24 protein-coding genes are annotated in these 23,995 nt (G+C 58.6%); 12 read left to right on the top strand and 12 right to left on the bottom strand.

Annotated features, from left to right (window positions below):
* Positions 1-24: 24 nt before the first annotated feature.
* Positions 25-1,266 (top strand): bifunctional glucose-1-phosphatase/inositol phosphatase, encoded by a 1,242-nt coding sequence (gene agp / locus IM273_RS15235; protein WP_028012648.1) that lies wholly within the window; start codon positions 25-27, stop codon positions 1,264-1,266.
* 32 nt (positions 1,267-1,298) lie between these two features.
* Here the strand turns inward: agp and IM273_RS15240 are convergent, their stop codons facing one another.
* Entirely contained in the window at positions 1,299-1,526 is a 228-nt protein-coding gene (locus IM273_RS15240; RefSeq protein ID WP_028012649.1) for a YccJ family protein, read from the bottom strand.
* A gap of 18 nt (positions 1,527-1,544) precedes the next feature.
* The gene (gene wrbA, locus IM273_RS15245; protein WP_193051306.1) at positions 1,545-2,141 is read right to left on the bottom strand and encodes an NAD(P)H:quinone oxidoreductase; all 597 of its coding nucleotides are present in this window, start codon (positions 2,139-2,141) and stop codon (positions 1,545-1,547) included.
* 390 nt (positions 2,142-2,531) lie between these two features.
* Between wrbA and IM273_RS15250 the strand changes: the two genes are divergently transcribed.
* The 4 genes from IM273_RS15250 (at position 2,532) to IM273_RS15265 (ending at position 4,595) form a co-directional block, all read left to right on the top strand.
* A complete protein-coding gene (locus IM273_RS15250) occupies positions 2,532-2,702 on the top strand; it encodes a general stress protein (protein WP_001273664.1) in 171 nt (56 codons plus the stop codon).
* Positions 2,703-2,818: 116 nt separating this feature from the next.
* Entirely contained in the window at positions 2,819-3,736 is a 918-nt protein-coding gene (locus IM273_RS15255) for a DMT family transporter (protein WP_028012651.1), read from the top strand.
* Between the two features lie 61 nt (positions 3,737-3,797).
* On the top strand, positions 3,798-4,067 hold the full coding sequence (locus IM273_RS15260; protein ID WP_008499829.1) for a DUF1778 domain-containing protein: 270 nt from the start codon (positions 3,798-3,800) through the stop codon (positions 4,065-4,067).
* Positions 4,068-4,073: 6 nt separating this feature from the next.
* On the top strand, positions 4,074-4,595 hold the full coding sequence (locus IM273_RS15265; protein ID WP_193051308.1) for a GNAT family N-acetyltransferase: 522 nt from the start codon (positions 4,074-4,076) through the stop codon (positions 4,593-4,595).
* A gap of 58 nt (positions 4,596-4,653) precedes the next feature.
* Here IM273_RS15265 and rutG read toward each other — a convergent pair whose 3' ends face one another.
* Genes rutG through rutA form a run of 7 tightly spaced genes read right to left on the bottom strand, consistent with a single transcriptional unit; the run spans position 4,654 to position 10,088 of the window.
* Positions 4,654-5,976, bottom strand: coding sequence for a pyrimidine utilization transport protein G (gene rutG, locus IM273_RS15270; protein WP_193051310.1), 1,323 nt, complete (start codon positions 5,974-5,976; stop codon positions 4,654-4,656).
* Positions 5,977-5,997: 21 nt separating this feature from the next.
* Positions 5,998-6,489: an NADH-dependent FMN reductase RutF gene (rutF, locus tag IM273_RS15275; RefSeq protein ID WP_032644856.1), complete on the bottom strand. Its 492-nt coding sequence runs from the start codon at positions 6,487-6,489 to the stop codon at positions 5,998-6,000.
* A gap of 12 nt (positions 6,490-6,501) precedes the next feature.
* Positions 6,502-7,092 carry a malonic semialdehyde reductase gene (locus tag IM273_RS15280; protein ID WP_193051312.1) on the bottom strand — a complete coding sequence of 197 codons (591 nt, stop codon included), beginning with the start codon at positions 7,090-7,092 and terminating at the stop codon, positions 6,502-6,504.
* Between the two features lie 9 nt (positions 7,093-7,101).
* Entirely contained in the window at positions 7,102-7,902 is an 801-nt protein-coding gene (gene rutD / locus IM273_RS15285; RefSeq protein WP_028012656.1) for a pyrimidine utilization protein D, read from the bottom strand.
* A gap of 7 nt (positions 7,903-7,909) precedes the next feature.
* A complete protein-coding gene (gene rutC, locus IM273_RS15290; protein ID WP_193051314.1) occupies positions 7,910-8,296 on the bottom strand; it encodes a pyrimidine utilization protein C in 387 nt (128 codons plus the stop codon).
* A gap of 11 nt (positions 8,297-8,307) precedes the next feature.
* Positions 8,308-8,997 carry a pyrimidine utilization protein B gene (gene rutB, locus IM273_RS15295; protein ID WP_028012657.1) on the bottom strand — a complete coding sequence of 230 codons (690 nt, stop codon included), beginning with the start codon at positions 8,995-8,997 and terminating at the stop codon, positions 8,308-8,310.
* Positions 8,997-10,088: a pyrimidine utilization protein A gene (rutA, locus tag IM273_RS15300; RefSeq protein ID WP_193051316.1), complete on the bottom strand. Its 1,092-nt coding sequence runs from the start codon at positions 10,086-10,088 to the stop codon at positions 8,997-8,999. Before rutA ends, rutB begins: the two co-directional genes overlap by 1 nt.
* A 245-nt stretch (positions 10,089-10,333) precedes the next feature.
* Between rutA and rutR the strand changes: the two genes are divergently transcribed.
* Positions 10,334-10,972: an HTH-type transcriptional regulator RutR gene (gene rutR, locus IM273_RS15305; RefSeq protein WP_193051318.1), complete on the top strand. Its 639-nt coding sequence runs from the start codon at positions 10,334-10,336 to the stop codon at positions 10,970-10,972.
* On the opposite strand, the gene IM273_RS15310 is transcribed toward rutR, so the two are convergent.
* Positions 10,969-11,364 carry a lysozyme inhibitor LprI family protein gene (locus tag IM273_RS15310; RefSeq protein ID WP_193051320.1) on the bottom strand — a complete coding sequence of 132 codons (396 nt, stop codon included), beginning with the start codon at positions 11,362-11,364 and terminating at the stop codon, positions 10,969-10,971. The genes rutR and IM273_RS15310 overlap by 4 nt on opposite strands.
* 51 nt (positions 11,365-11,415) lie before the next feature.
* Entirely contained in the window at positions 11,416-15,378 is a 3,963-nt protein-coding gene (putA, locus tag IM273_RS15315) for a trifunctional transcriptional regulator/proline dehydrogenase/L-glutamate gamma-semialdehyde dehydrogenase (RefSeq protein ID WP_193051322.1), read from the bottom strand.
* 422 nt (positions 15,379-15,800) lie between these two features.
* Between putA and putP the strand changes: the two genes are divergently transcribed.
* Both putP and IM273_RS15325 read left to right on the top strand, forming a co-directional pair.
* Entirely contained in the window at positions 15,801-17,309 is a 1,509-nt protein-coding gene (gene putP / locus IM273_RS15320; protein ID WP_193051324.1) for a sodium/proline symporter PutP, read from the top strand.
* A gap of 116 nt (positions 17,310-17,425) precedes the next feature.
* Entirely contained in the window at positions 17,426-17,845 is a 420-nt protein-coding gene (locus IM273_RS15325) for a DUF3574 domain-containing protein (protein ID WP_193051326.1), read from the top strand.
* Positions 17,846-17,892: 47 nt separating this feature from the next.
* On the opposite strand, the gene IM273_RS15330 is transcribed toward IM273_RS15325, so the two are convergent.
* Positions 17,893-19,077, bottom strand: coding sequence for a NupC/NupG family nucleoside CNT transporter (locus IM273_RS15330; RefSeq protein ID WP_028012664.1), 1,185 nt, complete (start codon positions 19,075-19,077; stop codon positions 17,893-17,895).
* Between the two features lie 251 nt (positions 19,078-19,328).
* On the opposite strand from IM273_RS15330, the gene efeU reads away from it, so the two are divergent.
* The 4 genes from efeU to phoH all read left to right on the top strand — a co-directional run bounded on the left by efeU (position 19,329) and on the right by phoH (position 23,907).
* Positions 19,329-20,162, top strand: coding sequence for an iron uptake transporter permease EfeU (efeU, locus tag IM273_RS15335; protein ID WP_028012665.1), 834 nt, complete (start codon positions 19,329-19,331; stop codon positions 20,160-20,162).
* A gap of 40 nt (positions 20,163-20,202) precedes the next feature.
* Positions 20,203-21,330, top strand: coding sequence for an iron uptake system protein EfeO (gene efeO, locus IM273_RS15340; RefSeq protein WP_028012666.1), 1,128 nt, complete (start codon positions 20,203-20,205; stop codon positions 21,328-21,330).
* Between the two features lie 5 nt (positions 21,331-21,335).
* A complete protein-coding gene (efeB, locus tag IM273_RS15345; RefSeq protein ID WP_028012667.1) occupies positions 21,336-22,619 on the top strand; it encodes an iron uptake transporter deferrochelatase/peroxidase subunit in 1,284 nt (427 codons plus the stop codon).
* A gap of 499 nt (positions 22,620-23,118) precedes the next feature.
* A complete protein-coding gene (phoH, locus tag IM273_RS15350; RefSeq protein WP_024908976.1) occupies positions 23,119-23,907 on the top strand; it encodes a phosphate starvation-inducible protein PhoH in 789 nt (262 codons plus the stop codon).
* Positions 23,908-23,995 lie beyond the last annotated feature (88 nt).

Raw genomic sequence — 23,995 nt, forward strand, 5'->3', positions numbered from 1 at the left:
TTAAAAAAACGTGAGGAACGAGGGATGAGAAAAGCACTACTCGCAGTGGCCGTGGCAGGTACTCTTTCAATGACCTTTGGCGCACAGGCGCAGGAGACGCCGAAAGGCTATCAGCTGGAGCAGGTGTTAATCATGAGCCGTCACAACCTGCGCGCGCCGCTCGCTAACAACGGCAGCGTGCTGGAGCAGTCCACGCCGAAGCAGTGGCCGGAGTGGGACGTGCCGGGCGGTCAGCTCACCACCAAAGGCGGCGTGCTGGAAGTCTATATGGGCCATTATATGCGCGAGTGGCTGGCAGAGCAGGGGATGGTGAAGACGGGAGAGTGTCCGCCAGCGGATAGCGTTTATGCTTACGCCAACAGCCTGCAGCGTACCGTCGCCACCGCGCAGTTCTTTATCACCGGCGCGTTCCCGGGCTGCGACGTTCCCGTGCATCATCAGGAAAAAATGGGCACCATGGATCCGACCTTTAATCCGGTGATTACCGACAACTCGCCGGAATTCCGCGAAAAAGCGCTCAAGGCGATGGAGTCCGAGCGGCAGAAAATGCAGCTTGGTGAAAGCTATAATCTGCTGGAGCAGTTGACGAACTACGCTGACTCTCCGTCCTGCAAAGAGAAAAAGGTCTGCTCGCTGGCAGACGCGAAAGATACCTTCAGCGCCGACTATGAAAAAGAGCCTGGCGTATCCGGGCCGCTGAAGGTGGGTAACTCGCTGGTGGACGCGTTCACGCTGCAGTATTACGAAGGGTTCCCGGCCGACCAGGTGGCCTGGGGTGAAATCAAGACCGACCAGCAGTGGCGCGTGCTGTCGAAGCTGAAGAACGGCTATCAGGACTCGCTGTTTACCTCCACCGAGGTGGCGCAAAACGTGGCGAAGCCGCTGGTGAAATATATCGATAAAACGCTGGTCACCGAACAGGCGAAAGCGCCTAAGATTACTCTGCTGGTAGGGCACGATTCGAACATCGCTTCACTGCTCACCGCGCTGGATTTCAAGCCGTATCAGCTGCATGACCAGCAGGAACGGACCCCGATTGGCGGCAAGATTGTCTTCCAGCGTTGGCACGACAAAAACAGCAATCAGGAGCTGATGAAAATTGAGTATGTCTACCAGAGCGCGGAGCAGCTGCGCAACGCCAGCGTGCTGACACTGCAGTCGCCCGCGCAGCGCGTGACGCTGGAGCTGAAGGGCTGTCCGGTGGACGCGAACGGCTTCTGTCCGGTTGATAAATTCAATGCGGTCATGAATAACGCGGCGAAGTAAGAGAGAACCCCCCGCATGGCGGGGGGAAACGCTTAAACGTTTTTACGTTCGATGGTTTGCTCGCCCCAGAAGAGCGAGTCTTTGTCCGTTTTTTCGAAGGCGCGAATCAGCACTTCATCGTTGCCTTCTTCCCAAATCTGCTCGGCCAGCTTTTCGTCGTAGTTCGCGACTTCAAAGATGGCTTCGGCAATCTCCGGAGAGGTGTTGCGTAAACTTGCCCATTCGCCCACGTGGTGAGCTTTGGATTCCTGTGTTGGCATACTTTTCCTCCTGTTGGGTTAGCCGTTCAGTTTTTTAGCGAGACCCGCGACGTATTCACCCTGATAGCGGGCGATAGAGAGTTCTTCATTGCTTGGCTGACGTGAGCCATCCCCACCGGCAATAGTGGTTGCGCCGTACGGCGTCCCGCCGCGCACCTGAGAAACGTCAAACAATTCCTGCGCGCCGTAGCCAATTGGCACAATCACCATTCCATGATGAGCAAGGGTAGTCCAGGTTGAGGTAATCGTCTGCTCCTGGCCGCCGCCGGTGCCGGTAGAGCTGAATACGCTGGCGAGTTTGCCGTACAGCGCCCCGGATGCCCAGAGCCCGCCGGTTTGATCGAGGAAGGTACGCATCTGGCCTGACATATTGCCGAAGCGGGTCGGGGTGCCGAAGATAATGGCATCATACTCCGCCAGCTCCTGCGGGGTGGCGACCGGAGCATTTTGTGTTTTTCCCCCGGCTTTGGCGAACGCTTCCGCCAGCATGGTTTCCGGTACGCGTTTTACCACAACCTCAACGCCGTCCACTCTGTTTGCACCTTCTGCTACCGCGTGAGCCATGGTTTCAATGTGTCCATACATGGAATAATAGAGCACCAGAACTTTTGCCATTTTGCATCACTCCTCGTTGGTTTTTCTGACAGCGGATCGCTGCGTTCATTTAAAGATATGACATCACGGCCAGACTGCAAAAATGAACGGCATTTCTTTGATTTATAACAACATGGTTACAATAAGGTGCTGTAGCAAAATGAAACAACTTTCTGGTCGTCGAATTTTAAAATGATAAGAAAGGCTTATAGATTTCCGTCGCGTTATCTGACCCGAAAGGCGGATATCATGTTGCAGAATATTACCCGTGGCTTGCCGGATTGCCTCAGTCCACTAAGCTTAGTTTCACGCGGCACAGATAAAGGCCCTGTCCTTTAGCCGCGAGGTGAAAGAATCCTCTTTTACTGAATGCAATATGATGTCTAATGTTTCACACTCTGGAGGTTAGAGATGGCAAACCATCGTGGTGGTTCAGGTAATTTCGCTGAAGACCGTGAAAGAGCATCAGAAGCAGGTCGTAAAGGTGGCCAGTCTAGCGGGGGTAACTTCAAGAACGACCCTCAGCGCGCATCAGAGGCTGGTAAAAAAGGGGGTAAAAATAGCCACGGCAGCAATAAGTAGTACGCCGGGTTGACTCCCTGCCGCCGGGTTTCCCGGCGGTTTTTTTATGTCTGCAACATTGAACTGTAACCAAAGGCAACGCACACTACAGAATTGATCTCACTTGTTGGTGTCGCATGTCCGTCTCACGCTTTAAATTCTCCATAAAACCGCAGGAAGCCATCCTTATTCTCATCACCATGTTCTGGGGCGGGACCTTTCTTGCCGTCCAGTACGCGGTGACCCTCAGCGATCCGTTCTTTTTTGTCGGCCTGCGCTTTGCGACGGCGGCGATAGCCGTGGGGCTGATCTCCCTTAAAACGCTGCGGGGTCTGACGCTGAAGGAACTCAAGGCCGGCGTGGCGATTGGGATTGCGATAGCGATGGGCTATAGCCTGCAGACGTGGGGATTGCAGACCATCTCCAGCAGCAAATCCGCTTTTATTACCGCCATGTACGTGCCGCTGGTGCCGCTGCTGCAATGGTTATGCCTCGGGAGGCTACCGGGGCTGATGTCCTGCATTGGCATCGTGCTGGCGTTTATCGGCCTGATTTTATTAGCCGGGCCGGAAAATAACCTGCTGGCGCTGGGGCCGGGCGAGATCATTACCCTCGTCGGGGCCATTGCCATCGCGGCGGAAATTATTCTGATCAGCGCCTGGGCTGGGAAAGTGGACGTCAAGCGCGTGACGGTGGTGCAGCTCGCGACGGCGTCGCTGGTGGCCTTCGCGACGATGGTGCCAGCCGGGGAATCCGTGCCGCCGATGTCCACGGGGCTGGTGGTGGTCGCGCTGGGGCTTGGCATCTTCAGCGCCATTATCCAGGTGACCATGAACTGGGCGCAGCGCAGCGTATCGCCAACGCGGGCGACGGTGATCTACACCGGTGAACCGGTCTGGGCGGGGATTTTCGGACGACTGGCCGGCGAGCGTTTACCGCTGCTGGCGCTGGTGGGCGCGGCGTTTATTGTCGCCGGGGTGCTGGTGAGCGAGCTAAAGCTCAGAAAGCGGCGGCGTGAAGCGAGTCATTTGACTGCTGAAAAAGGTTTAGATTGAAAAAACAGACGGGTTTATCTACGATGTGTACGGATAAATACCGTACACGGTGAAGTAAACCATGCCAGCACTGAAAAAACAGCGTATCGATCTTCGCTTAACGGACGAAGACAAAACAATGATTGAAGAAGCGGCAGCGATGACGAATCAAACGATCACCCAGTTTATGGTGAACAGTGCGTCAGAGCGGGCAGCGGAAGTCATCGAGCAGCACCGCCGTCTCGTATTAAACGAAGCATCCTGGAATGCGGTGATGGATGCCATCGACAATCCACCAGAGCCAAATGAACGCCTGAAGCGAGCGGCGAAACGTCTTCGAAACATGGAGTGAAGCGTCGTGGATAATCTCACGATCGAAATGTTTTCAGAGGGAAAAGACTATGATTTCAGGGACTTCGATTGTGGTGAACCCTCGCTAAATGTCTTCCTCACAGAACATCTGGTGCGTCAGCACAATGGGCGTATTTTACGAGGCTATTTGCTTAAAGATCGCGATGGTCCGCGAGTCCTGGGCTATTACACGTTGTCTGGTAGTTGCTTTGAAAAAGCGATGCTGCCTTCTAAGACTCAGCAGCGTCGGATCCCTTATAGCAACGTACCGAGCGTAACGCTGGGACGTCTGGCGATACATAAAGACCTGCAGGGACAGGAGTTGGGAACAACGCTCGTCACGCATGCCATGCGGGTCGTCTATCTGGCATCGCAGGCGGTGGGAGTACACGGAATATTTGTTGATGCCTTTAGCGAGCAGGCTAAACGATTTTATCTGAAGCTGGGGTTCATCCCGCTGGCAGGCGAAAACAGCCATTCTTTGTTCTTCCCGACAAAAGCTATCGAACGACTGTTTGAGCAGGCGTGATCGCTCTTAAGGAGCATGCAGGTCGGGTAAGGCGTAGCCGTCACCCGACATATCGATTTCACGAATCCTGATGCGCCGCGGCGGCCTGCGGCGCGGCAGCCATCCGGCGGCTCAGCAGGGCGTTAAGCAGGATCGCGCCGAAGGTCGCCGTACCAATCCCGCCAATCGTAAACCCGCCCAGCGTCAGGGCAAAATCGCCCGCGCCCAGCACCAGCGTGACGGCCACCATGATCAGGTTGCTGTTCTGGCTGAGGTCAACCCGATGCTGCACCCAAATGCGCGCCCCGGCCACGGCGATTAGCCCGAACACCACAATCGACGCGCCGCCGATGACCGGTGACGGAATGGTGTGGATCAGCGCGCCGAACTTCGGTGAGAAACCAAGAAGGATCGCCATTACCGCCGCCGCCACGAAGACCAGCGTTGAGTAGACCTTGGTCACCGCCATCACGCCGATGTTTTCCGCATAGGTGGTCACGCCGCTGCCGCCCACGGAGCCTGAGAGCATGGTCGCCAGCCCGTCGCCGACGAACGCGCGGCCCATGTACGGATCCATGCTGCGCCCGGTCATTCCCGCCACCGCCTTCAGGTGCCCTAAGTTTTCCGCCACCAGGATCACCGCCACCGGGGCGATAAGCATCATCGCCTGCGTGTTAAAGGTGGGCGAGGTCACCTGCGGCAGACCGAACCAGGCGGCCTGATGAAGCAGGGTAAAATCGACCGGCTTGCCCATGCCGAACACTTTCGCCAGCAGGGCGTAGATCAGACAGGCGACAATCAGCCCGACCAGGATCAGCAGACGCTGGATCATCCCGCGCGTAAAGACTGCCACCAGGCCGATGCACAGCACCGTGATCACCGCCATCCAGCTTTCAAACGGCGAAGCGGAGACGCTTTTCACCGCAATCGGCGCGAGGTTCAGGCCTATCGCCATCACCACCGCGCCGGTGACGACGGGGGGCATCATCCGTTCGATCCAGCGCGTGCCGATCTTCATCACAACGAGACCAATCAGGGTATAGACCAGCCCGCAAGCGATGATGCCGCCGAGGGCCACGCTCAGGTTGGGGTTGATCCCCTGGCCGTTAAAACCGGTAGTGGCGATCACCACGCCGACAAAGGCGGCGCTGGAGCCCAGGTAGCTGGGCACGCGCCCGCCGGTAACAAAAAAGAACAGCAGGGTGCCGATTCCCGACATCAGAATAGACAGGTTGGGATCGAGCCCCATCAGCATCGGCATCAATACCGTCGCGCCAAACATCGCGACTGCATGCTGGACGCCCATCACCATGGTTTGCCCGAGCGGGAGGCGTTCATCCGGCGCGACCACGCCTGCTTCAGTGGAGGTCGATTTCAACTGCCAGTGGGGAAATCCGAACATGGTCTGTCTCCTTAAAGCGCCTTAGCAGGCGGGTCGCATAAGCGCGTGGTAGCTGCGGTCAAACCACACCAGACCTTGCGGGGCGGGGTGGCGAATAATCGATACGATGTCGCAAAACAGAATGTCGTGAGTACCGACGCTGACCACCTGGCTGATGCGGCAGTCAAACGAGGCCAGCGCATCCTCCAGACGCGGGCAGCCCGTGTCGCCCGTCTGCCAGCGGGCGGCGGTAAAGCGTTCCGCCATCGGCGTTTTACCGCCAAACAGATTGGATAAAGGCTCCTGTCCGGCGCTCAGGGTATTCACGCACAGGGTGCGGTTTTCGCTGAACGTGGGCCAGACCGACGCGCCGCGGTTCAGGCACACCAGCAGGGTGGGAGGGGAATCCGTGACGCTGCATACCGCGCTGGCGGTGAAGCCCGCCATCCCCGCCGGGCCGTCGGTGGTGATGATGTTGACCGCCGCGCCGACGCAGGCCATGGCGTCGCGAAAGGTTTGTTTATCGGGTGTCATCACGATCGCTCCTTACGCCAGTCCGCAGGCATCGTCGAAGGTCAGGCGCGGCAGGCGCCCGTAAAGTTTGCGCGTATCACCATAGCCAATGTTGATCAGCAGGTTGCTTTTAAGCGTTGTGCCGGTGAAAAAGGCCTCGTCGACCTTTTGTCGGTCAAAGCCCGACATCGGCCCGGTGTCCAGGCCGAGTGCGCGGCAGGCGAAAATCAGATACGCGGCCTGCATTGAGCTGTTGCGAAAGGCCGTCTCTTCCGCCAGCGCGGGGCTTGCGGTAAACCAGCTTCTGGCATCGCCGTGCGGGAACAGCTCGGGCAGGCGCTCGTAGAATTCCCCGTCCCAGGCGACAATCGCTGTCACCGGGGCGGTAAGCGTTTTATCGAGGTTGCCGCTGGAGAGCGCCGGGCGCAGCTTCTCTTTTCCCTCTGCGCTTCGCACAAAGACAATGCGCGCCGGTGAGCAGTTGGCAGACGTTGGGCCCCATTTCATCAGGTCATACATCTCGCGCAGCGTCTCGTCGCTGACCGGCATATCCAGCCAGCCGTTGTGGGTGCGGGCACCGGTGAACAGCGTTTCCAGCGCGGCGGGGGTAATGGCTTCGCTCATTAAAGCTCCTTATAAAGCGGGTTCAGGGCTGTGCAGCAGGCTGGCAAGCCCGTTCAGCAGCAGGGTGTTAAAGGTGTCCGGTTCGGTGACGTTGCAGGCATGTCCGCCCTGGCGCATGACCGTTTTGTGGGCGTGCGGGAGGGCGGCGTGCAGTTCAGCGGAACAGACGGACGGCACCAGCACGTCGTCGGCGGAACAGATAATGTGCACCGGGCAGCGAATGCGTGCGGACTGGCGGCGGAAGTCGGCTTTTTTCAGGGCGCTGAGCCTGCGCAGCAGGTTGGTTTTACCCTGGAAATGGGCCAGCGCCAGCGCTTCTTCGGCCTCCAGACGCGGCGCGCGGGCGGCCATCCAGTCTGCCGGGTAGAGAAATAGCGGCTGCGCCTCGACCCACGCCTGCGCGCCGCCGGAATGCAGCAGCCGCTCGCGAACGTCAAAACAGCGGCGGGTGTGGGCATTGAGGGTCAGCCAGCCGTTGACGCACACCAGCGCGGTGAGGGCGTCGGGCCTGTCGAGGGCCAGTTGCAGGCCGACCAGCGCGCCGAGCGCGTGCCCGACGACGCTGTAGCGCGCAATGCCTGCGTCAGCCAGCGCCTGGGCGAGCTCGTCTGCCATCTGCGCAAGGCTGTAACCCTCCGGCAGGGTGTCGGGGTTATTGCCCGTTCCCCGCTGGTCATAGCACACCACCTGATACTCCGGCTCCAGCGCGGCCTGCTGGGGCAGCCAGTAGCTGCCGCTGCCGCCGAGACCGGAAATAAAGACCACCACGGGCGCACCCTCGTATGGCGGCGGCGAGACGGAAAGTTTCATGCCTGCCTCACTTCGCGATGTGCGCAACGGTGGCGATCTCAACCAGCGCGTCCGGTTTTACCAGCCCGCACTGAATGCAGAACCGCGCCGGTTTATCGCCGGGGAAGAACTCGGCGTAGATTTCGTTAATCGCGGCGTAGTTTTTCCAGTCGGTGATAAAGATGCTGTTGAAGGTCACGTCCTCCAGGGTGCCACCCGCCGTTTCGATCACGGTTTTGATCGTCTCCAGCACGTGGCGGGTTTGCGCCTTTGGGTCGTTGATAAATACCACGTTGTTGTCTTTATCAAACGGCAGCGTGCCGGAGACATACACCACGCCGTCGGCGAGGGTGCCGGGGACGAACGGGGCGATGGGCGTGCTGGTGCCAGGCGGGATGATTACGGATTTCGGCATCGTGTGTCTCCTCAGGCGATACGGGCGAGCGGAGGATTCAGGGCGTCGCAGAAATCCGCAACGTTACTGACCCAGCCAAAAAAGGTTTCGATATTGAACAAAGCTGCCTTCTGGGCGAATTCCGGCCCGGCCTGATGGGTCGCGTCTTCCAGCACCACGCCGAAATACTCGAGGAAAAAGCCGTCGCGCAGGGTCGATTCCACGCAGACGTTGGTGGCAATGCCGGTGAACACCAGGTGGCGAATGCCCCGGCTGCGCAGCAGACTGTCGAGCGGGGTGTTAAAAAAGCCGCTGTAGCGCGGTTTCGGCAGGACGATATCGCCCGCCTGCGGGACCAGCTCGTCCACCAGCTGATAATCCCAGCCGCCTTTGGCCAGCAGCTTGCCCTGCAGTTCGGGCCGCTTGCGCATGGTTTTCAGGGCGTTCGACTTGTGGAAGTTGGGCGAGCCGGGGCCGCCGGCCTCGACGTACTGGTCATCCCAGCCGTTCTGGAACCAGATGATGAGCATTCCCGCCGCGCGCGCGGCGGCGACGGCGGTTTTGATGTTCTCGATCACAGGCCTTGTGGCGGAGACGTCGAACCCCGCCAGATCCAGATAACCGCCCTGGCTGGCATAGGCGTTTTGCATGTCCACCACGATCAGCGCGCTCTGCTGCGGCGCGAAGGTAATGGCTTCCGGGCGAGCGTTTAAGGTCGTCATTACGCCACCTCCTTCGTGACGGCAGGAACGTGGGCGCGGCACTGCATCAGCGGCTGGATGCGCTCGCCGAAGGTTTCTACGCCGGTGAGGAAATCATCGAAGGTCAGCAGGACGCCCTCCGCGCCGGGTACGGCAGCCACTTCGTCGAGCATCCTGGCAACGCTGGCGTACGAGCCAACCAGCGTGCCCATGTTGATATTGACGGCGGAGGTCGGGTCGGCCATCTGACGCACGTTGGTGTCTGCGCCGGAACGGGTGTCTTTCTGGCTCTGCTCGGTAAGCCAGCTCAGGGCGTCGTCGTCAGCGCCGTCCTTATACCGTTCCCATTTGGCGCGTGCGGCGTCGTCGGTTTCGTCGGCAATGACCATGAACAGCACGTACGAGCCCACGTCGCGCCCGGTTTTGTCGGCGGCCTCCTTCATGCGCGCGGCGGTCGGGGCAAAGGCGGCAGGGGTGTTAACGCCTTTGCCGAAGCAGAAGTTAAAGTCGGCGTATTTCGCGGAGAATTCCATCCCCGCGTCGCTCTGCCCGGCGCAAATCACCTTCATCGGCACCGACGGCTGCGGGCTGACGCGGCAGTCGTTCATGGTAAAGAAGTCGCCTTTGAAGTCGCTTTTGCCGGTGCCCCACAGGTCGCGCAGCACCTGCACGTATTCGGTCAGGTAGTCGTAGCGACGGGAGAAGTAATCGTCACCCGGCCAGAGTCCCATCTGCTTGTACTCCGGTTTTTGCCAGCCGGTGACCAGGTTAACGCCAAAGCGCCCGCCGGAGATGGAGTCGATGGTGGAGGCCATGCGTGCCACGATCGCGGGCGGAAGGGTGAGGGTGGCCGCGGTGGCGTAGATCTGGATCCGCGAGGTAACCGCTGCCAGCCCGGCCATCAGTGTGAAGGACTCCAGGTTGTGATCCCAGAATTCCGTTTTGCCGCCAAAGCCGCGCAGCTTGATCATCGAAAGCGCAAAGTCGAAATGGTAGTGCTCCGCTTTCTGCACGATGGCTTTGTTCAGCTCAAAGGTCGGCATGTACTGCGGTGCAGTGGTCGAGATAAGCCAGCCGTTGTTGCCGATGGGTACAAATACGCCAATTTTCATCACGAACCTCTCTTCATTACGTCGCAGGTGTAACGGTGGTTTTGCAAAGGCAATGCCAGTTTTGAAAACGCTTGTGTTATTAATGTGTTAATGGGAGGTTGGGGGATTGATGCCGCTAAATGTGGACTAAATGGTCAAAAACATTGCACAGAAAACAGGCACTCATGCGCGATGGGAGTGCAGAAGGTCGTGGCGAGGCGGGGGTTTTGCTATGCTGAGCGCAGGAAAGAAAATGGAGAGCGGAAATGACACAAGGCGCAGTGAAAACACCCGGAAAACGTTCGCAGGCGGTGAGCGCCAAGAAGCAGGCGATCCTCAGCGCCGCGCTGGAGACCTTTTCACAGTTTGGCATTCACGGCACGCGCCTGGAGCAGGTGGCGGAGCAGTCCGGGGTGTCTAAAACCAATCTGCTCTACTATTACCCGTCGAAAGAGGCGCTGTATGTGGCGGTGATGCAGCAGATCCTCGATATCTGGCTGGCGCCGCTCAAGGCATTTCGCGAAGAGCTGGCCCCGCTGGTGGCTATCGAGGAGTACATTCGCCTGAAGCTCGAGGTGTCGCGCGATTACCCGCAGGCGTCAAAGCTGTTTTGTCTTGAGATGCTGCAGGGCGCGCCGCTGCTACAGGCGGAGCTGACGGGGGATTTAAAGCAGCTGGTGGACGATAAGTCGGCGATTATCGCCGGATGGGTTGCCAGCGGAAAGCTGGCCCCGGTCGACCCGCAGCACCTGATCTTTATGATCTGGGCCGCTACCCAGCATTACGCTGACTTTGCGGCCCAGGTTGAGGCGGTGACCGGTAAAACGCTCCAGGACGAGGCGTTTTTCCAGAGCACCCTCGAAAACGTGCAGCGGATGATTATCGAAGGGATCCGCGTGCGTTAATTGCCCGGCGGGAGAGGGCAGCTTAAGTCGCCCTCTTCACACTGCATCAGCGAGGCCAGAAACGCCTCGCGCTCCACGGTTTTTTCCGCCAGGCACTGGTTAACAATCATTGGCTGGACGCTCCCGCCTTCCGTCCCCGAACCGATAAACGCGCAGTCCGCGTCGCGCAGGCTAATCCACGCCTGCTGCGCTTTTTTCAGCAGGTCGCGCTGGGGGGCCGCCGCGCGTTTGATGGCGGCCTGATAGGTCTGGTTGAGTTTTTTATCGGCTGCCTGGTACTGCTGCGCGCTACAGGTATTCAGTTCAAGCTGCGTGGTGGCGTTGTCGCACTCGTTGGCCAGCGCGCTGGCGCTCAGCAGCAGTGCCGCACCGGCGATAAGATATCGTTTCATATACTCCCCAATAAAATAAGGCTCCGTCTCCGGAGCCTAATTAGCACAGCGTTAGCCGATTGTCATCAGGCTGGCGTTACCGCCCGCCGCCGCGGTGTTGACGCTGAGCGAGCGCTCCACGTACAGACGCTCCAGCAGCAGGTTGGTTTCCCCGCGGGCGAAGCCCTGCACGGAAACAATCGCCCCGCTGCGGGCCGCCACCTGCTCGCACAGCTCGCGCAGCTGGTCGGAATCACCGTGGTAGATCACCGCGTCAAACGGCTGGGTCAGCAGGGCATCGGCCTTCGCAAAGCGAATGCGGGCCGAGACCGCTTTCGGCAGCTGTTTGGCGAGATCGCGATGCAGCGCATCGTCCGGCCACAGCACTTCACACCCGGTGGCCATCGCCGCGGCCAGCTGTACCAGCGCGTCCTGCTCGTTATCCGCCACGCACAGTACGTGCTCGCGCGGCATCAGCGTCCAGGTGTTGCGCTCGCCGGTTGGCCCCGGCAGCAGACGCTGGGTACCGGCCTGCGCCAGCTCGCCGTACTGCTGGGCAACCGCACGCAACTCTGGACGATTATCAGCCCACTTAATCAGCGCCTCCAGCGGCTGGGTCAGCACGGCTTTCACCTGCGCGTCCACCGGATATTCAGCGTCCTGACGCGCCAGCGTCACGCCCAGGGCATTTTCCGGACGGTTCGCCAGCAGACGGTACAGGTAGAGCGGACCGCCCGCTTTCGGACCCGTACCGGAGAGGCCTTCGCCGCCGAACGGCTGCACGCCAACGACCGCGCCAACCATGTTGCGGTTGACGTACAGGTTGCCGACTTTGGCCGTGCCGGTGACCTGCGCAATGGTCTCGTCGATACGGGTATGCACGCCGAGCGTTAGGCCGTAGCCGGAGGCGTTGATCTGGTCGATAAGCGCGTTGAGGTTGTTACGGTTGTAACGCACCACGTGCAGCACCGGGCCGAAGATCTCTTTTTTCAGCTCGTCGAAGCTTGCCAGCTCAATCAGCGTAGGCGGCACAAAGGTGCCGGTACGCCACTCGCGGGCATCTTCGCTGTTCTCGCGCACCGCCTGGAACACCGGACGGCCTTTGGCGCGCATGGCCTGAATATGGTTTTCAATGTTGGCTTTAGCTTCCGCGTCGATCACCGGCCCGATGTCGGTGGTGAGACGGCCCGGGTTGCCCATGCGGCATTCGGCCATCGCGCCGCGCAGCATCTTCAGCGTGTGGTCAGCTACGTCATCCTGTAAGCACAGCACGCGCAGGGCGGAGCAGCGCTGACCGGCGCTGTCGAAGGCGGAGGCCAGCACGTCAACCACCACCTGCTCGGTGAGCGCGGAGGAGTCAACAATCATGGCGTTCATGCCGCCAGTTTCGGCGATAAGCGGGGTAGGACGACCCTGCGCATCCAGACGGGTGGCGATGTTGCGTTGCAGCAGGGAGGCCACTTCGGTCGAACCGGTAAACATCACGCCGCGCACGCGGTTATCGGAGGTGAGTTTGGCGCCCACCGTTTCACCGCGCCCTGGCAGCAGTTGCACCACGCCCGCCGGAACGCCTGCTTCCAGAAGAATGTTGATGCCCTGGGCGGCAATCAGCGGGGTTTGCTCTGCCGGTTTCGCCAGCACGCTGTTGCCTGCGGCAAGGGCGGCGGCAATCTGGCCGGTGAAGATCGCCAGCGGGAAGTTCCACGGGCTGATACAGACCACCGGACCGAGCGGGCGGTGCGTTTCGTTGTCGAAATCATCGCGCACCTGACCGGCGTAGTAGTGCAGGAAGTCGACCGCCTCACGCACTTCGGCGATGGCGTTGCTGAAGGTTTTACCCGCTTCGCGCACCAGAATGCCGATGAGCTGCTGCATCTGATCTTCCATTAGCACCGCGGCGCGTTCCAGAATGGCGGCACGCTCCTGCGGCGGGGTGGCGAACCAGATTGGCGCGTTATTCACCGCGCTCTCCAGCGCCTGATCGACTTCCGCTTCCGTGGCTTCACGCGCGTAGCCGACGATATCCTTCGGCTCTGCCGGGTTGATCACCGGCTGCATTTCACCGTCCTCAACGGACTGCTCAAGGATCGGTTTGGCCTGCCATTTCTGCAATGCGCTGTTGAGCAGGGCAGAGGAGAGCGACGCCAGACGGTGTTCGTTCGCCAGATCCAGGCCCGCCGAGTTGACGCGGCCCGCGCCGTACAGCTCGCGCGGCAGGGCAATTTTCGGATGCGGCAGACCAATCTGGCCTTCCTGCGCCGCCAGCTTCTCTACGGCCTGCACCGGATCGGCCACCAGTTCGTCAAGCGGCAGGGTGGTGTCGGCGATGCGGTTAACGAAGGAGGTGTTCGCCCCGTTTTCCAGCAGACGACGCACCAGGTACGCCAGCAGGGTTTCGTGGGTGCCCACCGGGGCATAGATGCGGCACGGGCGGTTCAGCTTGCCGTCCGCCACTTTACCGGTGACCTGCTCGTACAGCGGTTCGCCCATGCCGTGCAGGCACTGGAACTCGTACTGGCCCGGATAGTAGTTCTGCCCGGCCAGGCTGTAGATCGCCGCCAGGGTATGGGCGTTGTGGGTCGCGAACTGCGGGTAAATCAGGTTCGGCACGCCGAGCAGTTTTTTCGCGCACGCGAGGTAAGAGACGTCGGTGTAGACCTTGCGGGTATAGACCGGATAGCCTTCCAGACCTTCCATCTGGGCGCGTTTGATTTCGCTGTCCCAGTAGGCGCCTTTCACCAGGCGGATCATCAGGCGGCGACGGCTGCGGCTGGCCAGGTCAATCAGGTAATCAATGACGAACGGACAGCGTTTCTGGTAGGCCTGGATGACGAAACCAATCCCGTTCCAGCCCGCCAGCTCCGGTTCGAAACACAGTTTTTCCAGCAGATCGAGGGAGATCTCCAGACGGTCAGCCTCTTCGGCGTCGATGTTGATGCCGATATCATACTGGCGCGCCAGCAGGGTCAGGGACTTCAGGCGCGGATAGAGCTCTTCCATCACCCGGTCGTACTGCGCGCGGCTGTAGCGCGGGTGCAGGGCGGAGAGCTTAATAGAGATGCCCGGACCTTCATAAATACCGCGACCGTTGGACGCTTTACCGATGGCGTGGATCGCCTGCTGGTAAGAGACCATGTAGGCCTGCGCGTCGGCGGCGGTCAGGGCCGCTTCACCCAGCATGTCGTAGGAGTAGCGGAAACCTTTGTCTTCCAGCTTGCGGGCGTTCGCCAGCGCTTCGGCAATGGTCTCCCCGGTGACGAACTGCTCGCCCATCAGACGCATCGCCATGTCCACGCCCTTGCGGATCAGCGGCTCGCCGCTCTTGCCGATAATGCGGTTCAGAGAGCGTGACAGGTTGGCTTCGTTATGGGTGGAGACCAGCTTGCCGGTAAACAGCAGACCCCAGGTGGCGGCGTTGACGAACAGCGACGGGCTGCGGCCAATGTGGGAGTGCCAGTTGCCGTTGCTGATCTTGTCGCGGATCAGCGCGTCGCGGGTAGCTTTATCCGGAATACGCAGCAGCGCTTCCGCCAGGCACATCAGCGCCACGCCTTCCTGTGAGGAGAGGGAGAACTCCTGCAACAGGCCCTGCACCATCCCGGCGCGGCCGGTGGCGGTTTTCTGGTTGCGCAGCTTGTCGGCTAACTGATACGCCAGGCTGTGCGCCTGGGCGGCAACGGCTTCCGGCAGGCGGGCCTGCTCCAGCAGCATCGGCACGGCGTCGGTTTCGGCGCGGCGGTAAGCCCCGGTAATGGCGGCGCGGCTGACGGACTGCGGCAGGATCTGCTCGGCAAATTCGAGGAACGGCTGGTGGTTATCTTCCACCGCCGTCGCGGCGTCTTCGCTTTCGTTCGCTGCGCCCGCCAGCAGGGCAGGCAGCTCCGGCAGGCCGTCTTCGCTCTCCAGCCTTTCCAGATAGTTAAAAATCGCCTGCTTGATTAACCAGTGCGGTGTGCGGTCAATGCGGGTTGCTGCGGTCTTAATCCGTTCGCGGGTCGCGTCATCCAGCTTAACCCCCATGGTGGTCATCCCCATGCCAAAACTCCTGTTGTTCTGTAATAGCGTTCTGTTGATAGCGTGAAATATCCACCATGTTGCAACTTTGTGCAACCGTGTTAAATGTGACCTGGTTTGCAAGCTGGAAAATGAATGGATTGTTAACGAATAGTTAGCTGGAAAAAAGCGCTGGCTTCTGCATGCAAAGCCTGTTTTTATGCGGTGCTTAACACTTTTCAAAGGTGCAACCCATATAAATGTGAGCGAGTGCAACCTATAGGAAAGACGTATAAAACCAGGGATGAAATTCATGTAAATGCAGTGTTAAATCGTTTGTCAGTGGGAAGCGTATACGGCAGGATAGCGCGCCCAACGGAAACACATACACACATCACTACGTTCCGGTGATGACATAACAAGGCAACCCGGACGGTTGTCGCTCGACATTTTGGAGAATTTGAATGGCTATTAGCACACCGATGCTGGTGACATTTCTCGTTTATATTTTTGGCATGATCCTGATAGGGTTTTTGGCATGGCGTTCCACTAAAAACTTTGACGACTACATCCTTGGCGGGCGCAGCTTAGGCCCAATGGTCACCGCGCTCTCTGCGGGCGCATCCGACATGAGCGGCTGGCTGCTGATGGGGCTGCCGGGCGCGATTTTCATCTCCGGTATCTCGGAAAGCTGGATCGCCATCGGTCTGACCGTGGGCGCATGGATCAACTGGAAGCTGGTGGCAGGCCGTCTGCGCGTGCATACCGAGGCCAACAACAACGCCCTGACGCTGCCGGACTATTTCACCGGACGCTTTGAGGATAACAGCCGCGTGCTGCGCATTATCTCCGCGGTGGTGATCCTGGTGTTCTTCACCATCTACTGTGCCTCCGGCATCGTGGCGGGCGCCCGTCTGTTCGAAAGCACCTTCGGCATGAGCTACGAAACGGCGCTGTGGGCCGGTGCGGCGGCAACCATCCTCTATACCTTCGTGGGCGGCTTCCTGGCCGTCAGCTGGACCGACACCGTGCAGGCGAGCCTGATGATCTTCGCGCTGATCCTGACCCCGGTGATTGTGATTTTCACCGTTGGCGGCTTTGGCGATTCACTGGAAGTGATCAAGCAGAAGAGCATCGAAAACGTCGACATGCTGAAAGGGCTGAATTTCGTTGCCATCGTCTCCCTGATGGGCTGGGGCCTGGGCTACTTCGGTCAGCCGCACATTCTGGCGCGCTTTATGGCGGCGGATTCTCATCACACCATCGTTCACGCGCGTCGCATCAGCATGACGTGGATGATCCTGTGTCTGGCGGGCGCGTGTGCGGTCGGCTTCTTCGGTATCGCCTACTTCAGCAATAACCCGGCGCAGGCGGGCGCGGTGAACCAGAACGCCGAGCGCGTGTTCATCGAGCTGGCGCAGATTCTGTTTAACCCGTGGATTGCCGGTATTCTGCTCTCCGCGATCCTGGCGGCGGTGATGTCCACCCTGAGCTGTCAGCTGCTGGTTTGCTCCAGTGCAATCACCGAAGACCTCTACAAGGCCTTCCTGCGTAAAAATGCGAGCCAGAAAGAGCTGGTGTGGGTAGGGCGCTTTATGGTGCTGCTGGTGGCGCTGATTGCCATTGCGCTGGCAGCCAACCCGGAAAACCGCGTGTTGGGTCTCGTGAGCTACGCGTGGGCGGGCTTCGGTGCCGCGTTTGGGCCGGTAGTCCTGTTCTCCGTCATGTGGTCACGCATGACCCGCAACGGCGCGCTGGCGGGGATGATCATCGGTGCGGTGACCGTCATCGTCTGGAAGCAGTTCGCGTGGCTGGGCCTGTACGAAATCATTCCGGGCTTCATCTTCGGCAGCATCGGTATTGTGGTGTTCAGCCTGCTGGGTAAAGCCCCGTCTGCCTCTATGCAAAAGCGCTTTGCGGAAGCGGATGCGCACTACCACACTGCGCCGCCGACTAAGCTGCAGCCAGAATAATTTTCTCACGCAGTACCGTAGGCCGGGTAAGCGCAAGCGCCACCCGGCTTTTTTCTTGCCAAAATCCGTATTTTCCTGTGATATCCATGTGCTTATAACAATGAGGATAGCGATACATGACCATCAAAACAGGGGTAATGGCAGCGGCATTATTGATGCTGGCGGGCTGCAACGCACCCTCGCAACACGCGGCGGTGGAGACCTGCAAAGCGGATAACCAGATGCAGCAAACCACGCTCTATTTCGGCTTAAACCGTCCTGCCGGGGCGCAGATTACCGGCAGCGAGTGGCAGCAGTTTGTTGACCAGGACGTGACGCCGCGTTTTCGCGATGGCTTAACGATGTTTGATGCGCGCGGGCAGTGGCTGGGGAACGACGGGAAAGTGGCGCGTGAACCTAGCAAAGCGTTAATGCTTATCCACGGTAAAGACGCGCAGAGCGAGAAGAACATCGAAGCGTTGCGCGGGATCTATAAGTCTCGTTTCGCGCAGGAGTCGGTGATGCGGGTCGACCAGCCGGTGTGCGTACAGTTTTAACAACAACGGCGGGATAACCCGCCGTTGTTGTTTTGTAGCAAAGCAATTTACAGCACTAATCCCGCAAAGCTCGCCGACAGCAGGCTCACCAGCGTCGCACCGTATACCAGGCGCAGACCAAACCGCGACACCACGTTGCCCTGCTGCTCGTTCAGCCCTTTGATCGCCCCGGCGACGATGCCGATGGAGGCGAAGTTGGCAAACGACACCAGGAAGACGGACAAAATACCCAGCCCGCGCGGTGACATTTCATGAGCAATTTTTTGCAGCTCAATCATCGCTACAAATTCATTCGCCACCAGCTTGGTTGCCATAATGCTGCCCGCGTTTAACGCATCGCTGAGTGGAATCCCGATAAGCCACGCCAGCGGATAAAACACATAGCCCAGGATCTGCTGGAAGCTCATGCCGAATACGCTGGAGAAGAGGGCGTTAACGGCGCTGATGAGGGCGATAAAGCCAATCAGCATTGCCAGAATAATCATCGCCACCTTAAAACCGGCCAGAATATACTCGCCCAGCATTTCAAAGAAGCTCTGGGATTCGTGCAGTTTTTCCAGCTTGATATCCGGCTCGGCTTCCGGACGCACCGGGTTAATGACCGAGAGAATAATAAAGGTGCTGAACATGTTCAGGATCAGCGCGGCAACGACAAACTTGGCGTCGAGCATGGTCATATAGGCACCGACAATCGACAGGGAGACCGTCGACATGGCCGTGGCCGCCATGGTGAACAGACGACGCGAGGAGAGATCCCCCAGCACGCCTTTATAGGCAATGAAGTTTTCCGACTGGCCAAGGATCAGCGAGCTCACCGCGTTGAACGATTCCAGCTTGCCCATGCCGTTCAGTTTTGACAGCAGCGTCCCGATGATTCGAATAAAAATCGGCAGGATCCGCCAGTGCTGGAGAATACCAATCAGTGCGGAAATAAAAATAATCGGACACAGCACGCCGAGGAAAATAAACGCCAGCCCTTTTTCACCCATTCCGGCAAAGACGAAATTCGTCCCTTCCGAGGCAAATTTCAGCAGTGACTCAAAGAAGCCGGAAACGTATTTAATCAGGAATAGCCCGCTTTCGGCGTGCAGGAAAAAGAACGCCAGCGCCATTTCAATAACAATCAGCTGTAAAACATAACGAATGCGAATTTTTCGGCGGTCGAAACTCACCAGCCAGGCAAGGGCAAGAATAATCACCAGCGCCAGCAGGAAATGGACAATCTTAAACATGGGATATTTTCGGTTGGTTTTTGAGGCGGATATTTAGCCACAGCACTGGTTAACCGTAAATGGGCATTTTTATTATAACTTATAAACTTAACGGTAACGGCGGCAACTATTAACAGGCTTTGCGTTTACAACTCGTCATCAAATCACCACATATTTCGCTTGTGTTTCCTTTCGCCGTAATGATAATCACTATCACAAGAATTTACCTTTCTTTGCATCAGTTGACCGCGATAAACATTTAAGGTGTCGGCATGTTTGTTCCATTTCTCATTATGTTACGTGAAGGCCTTGAAGCGGCCCTGATTGTCAGCCTTATCGCCAGCTATCTGAAGCGCACCCAGCGTGGGCGCTGGATTGGCGTGATGTGGGTTGGCGTCTTCCTTGCCGCGGCGCTCTGCCTGGGCTTAGGTATCCTCATCAATGAAACCACCGGCGAATTCCCGCAGAAAGAGCAGGAGCTGTTTGAAGGTATCGTCGCCGTGATTGCGGTGTTCATCCTGACGTGGATGGTCTTCTGGATGCGCAAAGTTTCCCGCAACGTGAAGGTGCAGCTGGAGCAGGCGGTGGATAACGCCCTGCAGAAGGGGAATCACCACGGCTGGGCGCTGATTATGATGGTCTTTTTCGCCGTGGCGCGCGAGGGTCTGGAATCGGTTTTCTTCCTGCTGGCGGCATTCCAGCAGGACGTGGGCATCTGGCCGCCGCTGGGCGCCATGCTCGGTCTGGCAACGGCGGTGGTGCTGGGCTTTCTGCTCTACTGGGGCGGCATTCGCCTCAACCTGGGCGCCTTCTTTAAGTGGACCAGCCTGTTCATTCTGCTGGTGGCCGCGGGGCTGGCGGCAGGGGCGATTCGCGCCTTCCACGAGGCGGGCCTGTGGAACCACTTCCAGGACGTGGCGTTCGATCTCAGCAACGTTCTCTCCACCCATTCACTGACCGGCACCCTGCTCGAAGGCATCTTCGGCTACCAGGAAACGCCGAGCGTCAGCGAAGTGGCGATGTACTTTATCTATCTGGTTCCGGCGCTGGTGCTGTTCGCGATGCCGCCGCGTACCGGCTCGCAGGCGTCGCGCGTTGCGCCGTAATTATTCTTTTAGTTACAACATACTTTTTAAGGGAAGAGTCATGGCAATTCAGTTTCGTCGTAGTGCATTGTGCGCAGGCATTGCCGCGCTGTTCGCTTCTGCATTCGCTGCGCAGGCTGCGGATATTCCGCAGGTAAAAGTCACCGTTAACGATAAGCAGTGCGAGCCGATGACCATCACGGTTAACAGCGGTAAAACCCAGTTTATCATTCAGAACCACAGCCAGAAGGCGCTGGAGTGGGAGATCCTCAAAGGCGTGATGGTGGTGGAAGAGCGCGAGAACATCGCGCCGGGCTTCAGCCAGAAGATGACCGCCAACCTGCAGCCGGGTGAATACGACATGACCTGCGGCCTGCTGACCAACCCTAAAGGCAAGCTGATCGTCAAAGGTGCAGCGACGGCGGACGCGGCCAAAGGCACGGCCCTGCTGAGCCTGGGCGACGCCATCACCGCCTATAAAGCCTACGTCACCAAAGAGACGGCGGACCTGGTCACGGGCACCAAAGCCTTCACCGACGCCGTGAAAGCGGGCGATATCGAAAAAGCGAAATCCCTGTACGCGCCAACCCGTCAGCACTACGAGCGTATCGAGCCGATTGCCGAGCTGTTCTCTGACCTCGACGGCAGCATTGATGCCCGCGAAGATGACTACGAGCAGAAGGCCGCCGATCCGAAATTCACCGGCTTCCACCGTCTGGAAAAAGCTCTGTTTGGCGATAACTCCACCAAAGGAATGGAGAAATACGCCGGGCAGCTGAACACCGACGTGCTGGAGCTGCAAAAGCGCATCAGCGAGCTTGCCTTCCCGCCGTCGAAGGTGGTGGGCGGCGCGGCCGGTCTGATTGAAGAAGTGGCCGCGAGCAAAATCAGCGGTGAAGAAGATCGCTACAGCCATACCGACCTGTGGGACTTCCAGGCCAACGTCGACGGTGCGCAGAAGATTGTCGAGCTGCTGCGTCCTCAGCTGCAGAAAGAGAACGGCGAACTGCTGGCGAAAGTAGATGCCAACTTCAAAAAGGTCGATACCATCCTGGCGAAGTACCGTACCAAAGACGGGTTCGAAACCTACGACAAGCTGACCGACGCCGACCGTAACGCGCTGAAAGGCCCGATTACGACGCTGGCGGAAGATCTCTCCCTGCTGCGCGGCGTACTGGGTCTGGACTAAGCACGATGAACAAGCACGAAGAATTCGACGTGGCGGAACCTTCCCGACGTCGGTTGTTAAAAGGGGTAGGGGCGCTGGGCGGCGCGTTTGCCCTGGCGGGCGGTTGCCCGGTGGCGCATGCGGCGAAACCGCAGAGCGCGCCCGGTACGCTCTCGCCGGATGCCCGCATGGAGACCCAGCCGTTTTATGGCGCGCACCAGGCGGGTATTCTCACGCCGCAGCAGGCTTCCATGATGCTGGTGGCCTTTGATTCGCTGGCCAGCGATAAGGCGGATCTGGAGCGTCTGTTCCGCCTGCTGACGGCGCGCATCGCGTTTCTTACCGCGGGCGGGCCGGCACCGGATACGCCGAACCCGCGCCTGCCGCCGATGGATTCCGGTATCCTCGGGGCGTTTATCGCGCCGGATAACCTGACCATTACCGTGTCGGTAGGGGAGTCGCTGTTTGACGGCCGCTACGGCCTGGCAAAACAGAAGCCGAACGCGCTGCAGAAGATGACGCGCTTCCCGAATGACTCCCTCGACGCGGCGCTGTGCCACGGCGATCTGCTCCTGCAGATTTGTGCCAATACCCAGGACACGGTGATCCACGCCCTGCGCGATATCATCAAGCACACGCCGGATCTGCTGAGCGTGCGCTGGAAGCGGGAAGGGTTTATCTCTGACCACGCCGCCCGCAGCAAGGGCAAAGAGACGCCGGTTAACCTGCTGGGCTTTAAGGACGGCACGGCCAACCCTGACAGCAGCGATGCGGCGCTGATGAAAGACGTGGTGTGGGTGACGGCAGATCAGGGGGAACCCGCATGGGCGGTGGGCGGCAGCTACCAGGCTGTGCGCATTATTCAGTTCCACGTGGAGTTCTGGGACCGCACGCCGTTGAAAGAGCAGCAGACGATTTTTGGCCGCGACAAGCAGAGCGGGGCGCCGCTGGGCATGAAGCACGAGCATGATGTGCCGGACTACGCGAACGACCCGGATGGCGACGTTATCGCGCTCGACAGCCATATTCGCCTTGCCAACCCGCGCACCAAAGAGACGCAGTCCAGCCTGATGATGCGCCGTGGCTACAGCTATTCGCTGGGCGTGACCAATTCCGGCCAGCTTGATATGGGGCTGCTGTTCGTCTGCTATCAGCACGATCTGGAGAAAGGCTTCCTGACCGTGCAGAAGCGGTTAAACGGCGAAGCGCTGGAAGAGTACATTAAGCCCATCGGCGGCGGCTATTTCTTTGCCCTGCCCGGCGCGCGCGATGCTGGCGCGTATCTCGCACAAGGTCTGATGGAAGCCTGATAATCGTCCCTGCGATAGTTCGCGGGGACATTATTTTTTTATATGACTATCTTATTGTTATATTTCTGTAATATTCATATATAAGACTGATTCCGCTGCAGGAACAGTCTTAAAAGTTGCATTCAGGTAAAATAAATGTTGCATTTATGATAACTCCTGATGTACTTAAGATAAGACAGCGGTAGTTCCCGGCAGTGATGCTGAATCACTATGGAGATCGCGAATGGTTGCGTCCTGTACTGGACAAGGTAAACATAACAACCGCAGCACCCGGCGCGGAGGCTCAGACTCCGGCAGCGATTTCCTCACCACTAAATTCTCCCCCACACCTCAAGAACCTGATTCGACCGACGTGCAGAACGGTGCGCGTAGCCGTTCTGTATCGTCATCTGATAAAGCAAGCAATGGCTTACAAGGAAGCCAACCCTCTGATGTTCGTGCGCATAATCGTGCCGAAGCTGGCGCGTGTGATGAATACCAACAACTCAAGGTGCTATCCATGGGAAGACAAAAAGCAGTGATCAAAGCTCGTCGCGAAGCAAAACGTGTGCTGAGACGGGACTCACGTAGCCATAAACAGCGTGAAGAAGAATCGGTCACCTCGCTTGTGCAGATGAGTGGCGTAGAAGCAATTGGCATGGCCAGAGACAGCCGTGATAATTCTCCAATTGTGGCGCGCAATGAGGCTCAGGCGCACTACCTGAATGCTATCGAGAGTAAACAGCTCATCTTTGCAACCGGCGAAGCCGGATGCGGGAAAACCTGGATCAGTGCAGCCAAAGCAGCGGAAGCGCTGATCCATAAGGACGTGGAGCGCATTATTGTTACCCGTCCTGTACTGCAAGCTGATGAAGATCTCGGCTTCCTGCCCGGCGATATTTCGGAGAAGTTTGCTCCGTACTTCAGGCCCGTCTATGACGTGCTGGTGAAGCGACTGGGTGCATCCTTTATGCAGTACTGCCTGCGACCAGAGATTGGCAAGGTGGAAATCGCGCCGTTCGCCTATATGCGCGGACGTACATTTGAAAATGCGGTCGTTATTCTCGACGAGGCTCAGAACGTGACCGCTGCGCAAATGAAGATGTTTTTAACGCGCCTCGGGGAGAACGTGACGGTTATCGTCAACGGCGATATTACCCAGTGTGACCTGCCGTCGGGCGTGAAGTCCGGCCTCAGCGACGCCATGTCACGTTTTGAGGAAGATGAGATGATTGGGGTGGTACGCTTCACCAAAGAGGACTGCGTGCGCTCGGCGCTGTGTCAACGGACGCTGCAAGCGTATTACTGAGTGTGCTGTTGCGTTCAAGGCCCGGGAAACCGGGCTTTGTTTTATGTGCATTTTATTCCCTCTCCCCTGGGGCTGAGGGATCCCCAGT

The organism is Enterobacter cloacae complex sp. P13B (assembly GCF_014895915.1).
Lineage (GTDB): Bacteria > Pseudomonadota > Gammaproteobacteria > Enterobacterales > Enterobacteriaceae > Enterobacter > Enterobacter bugandensis.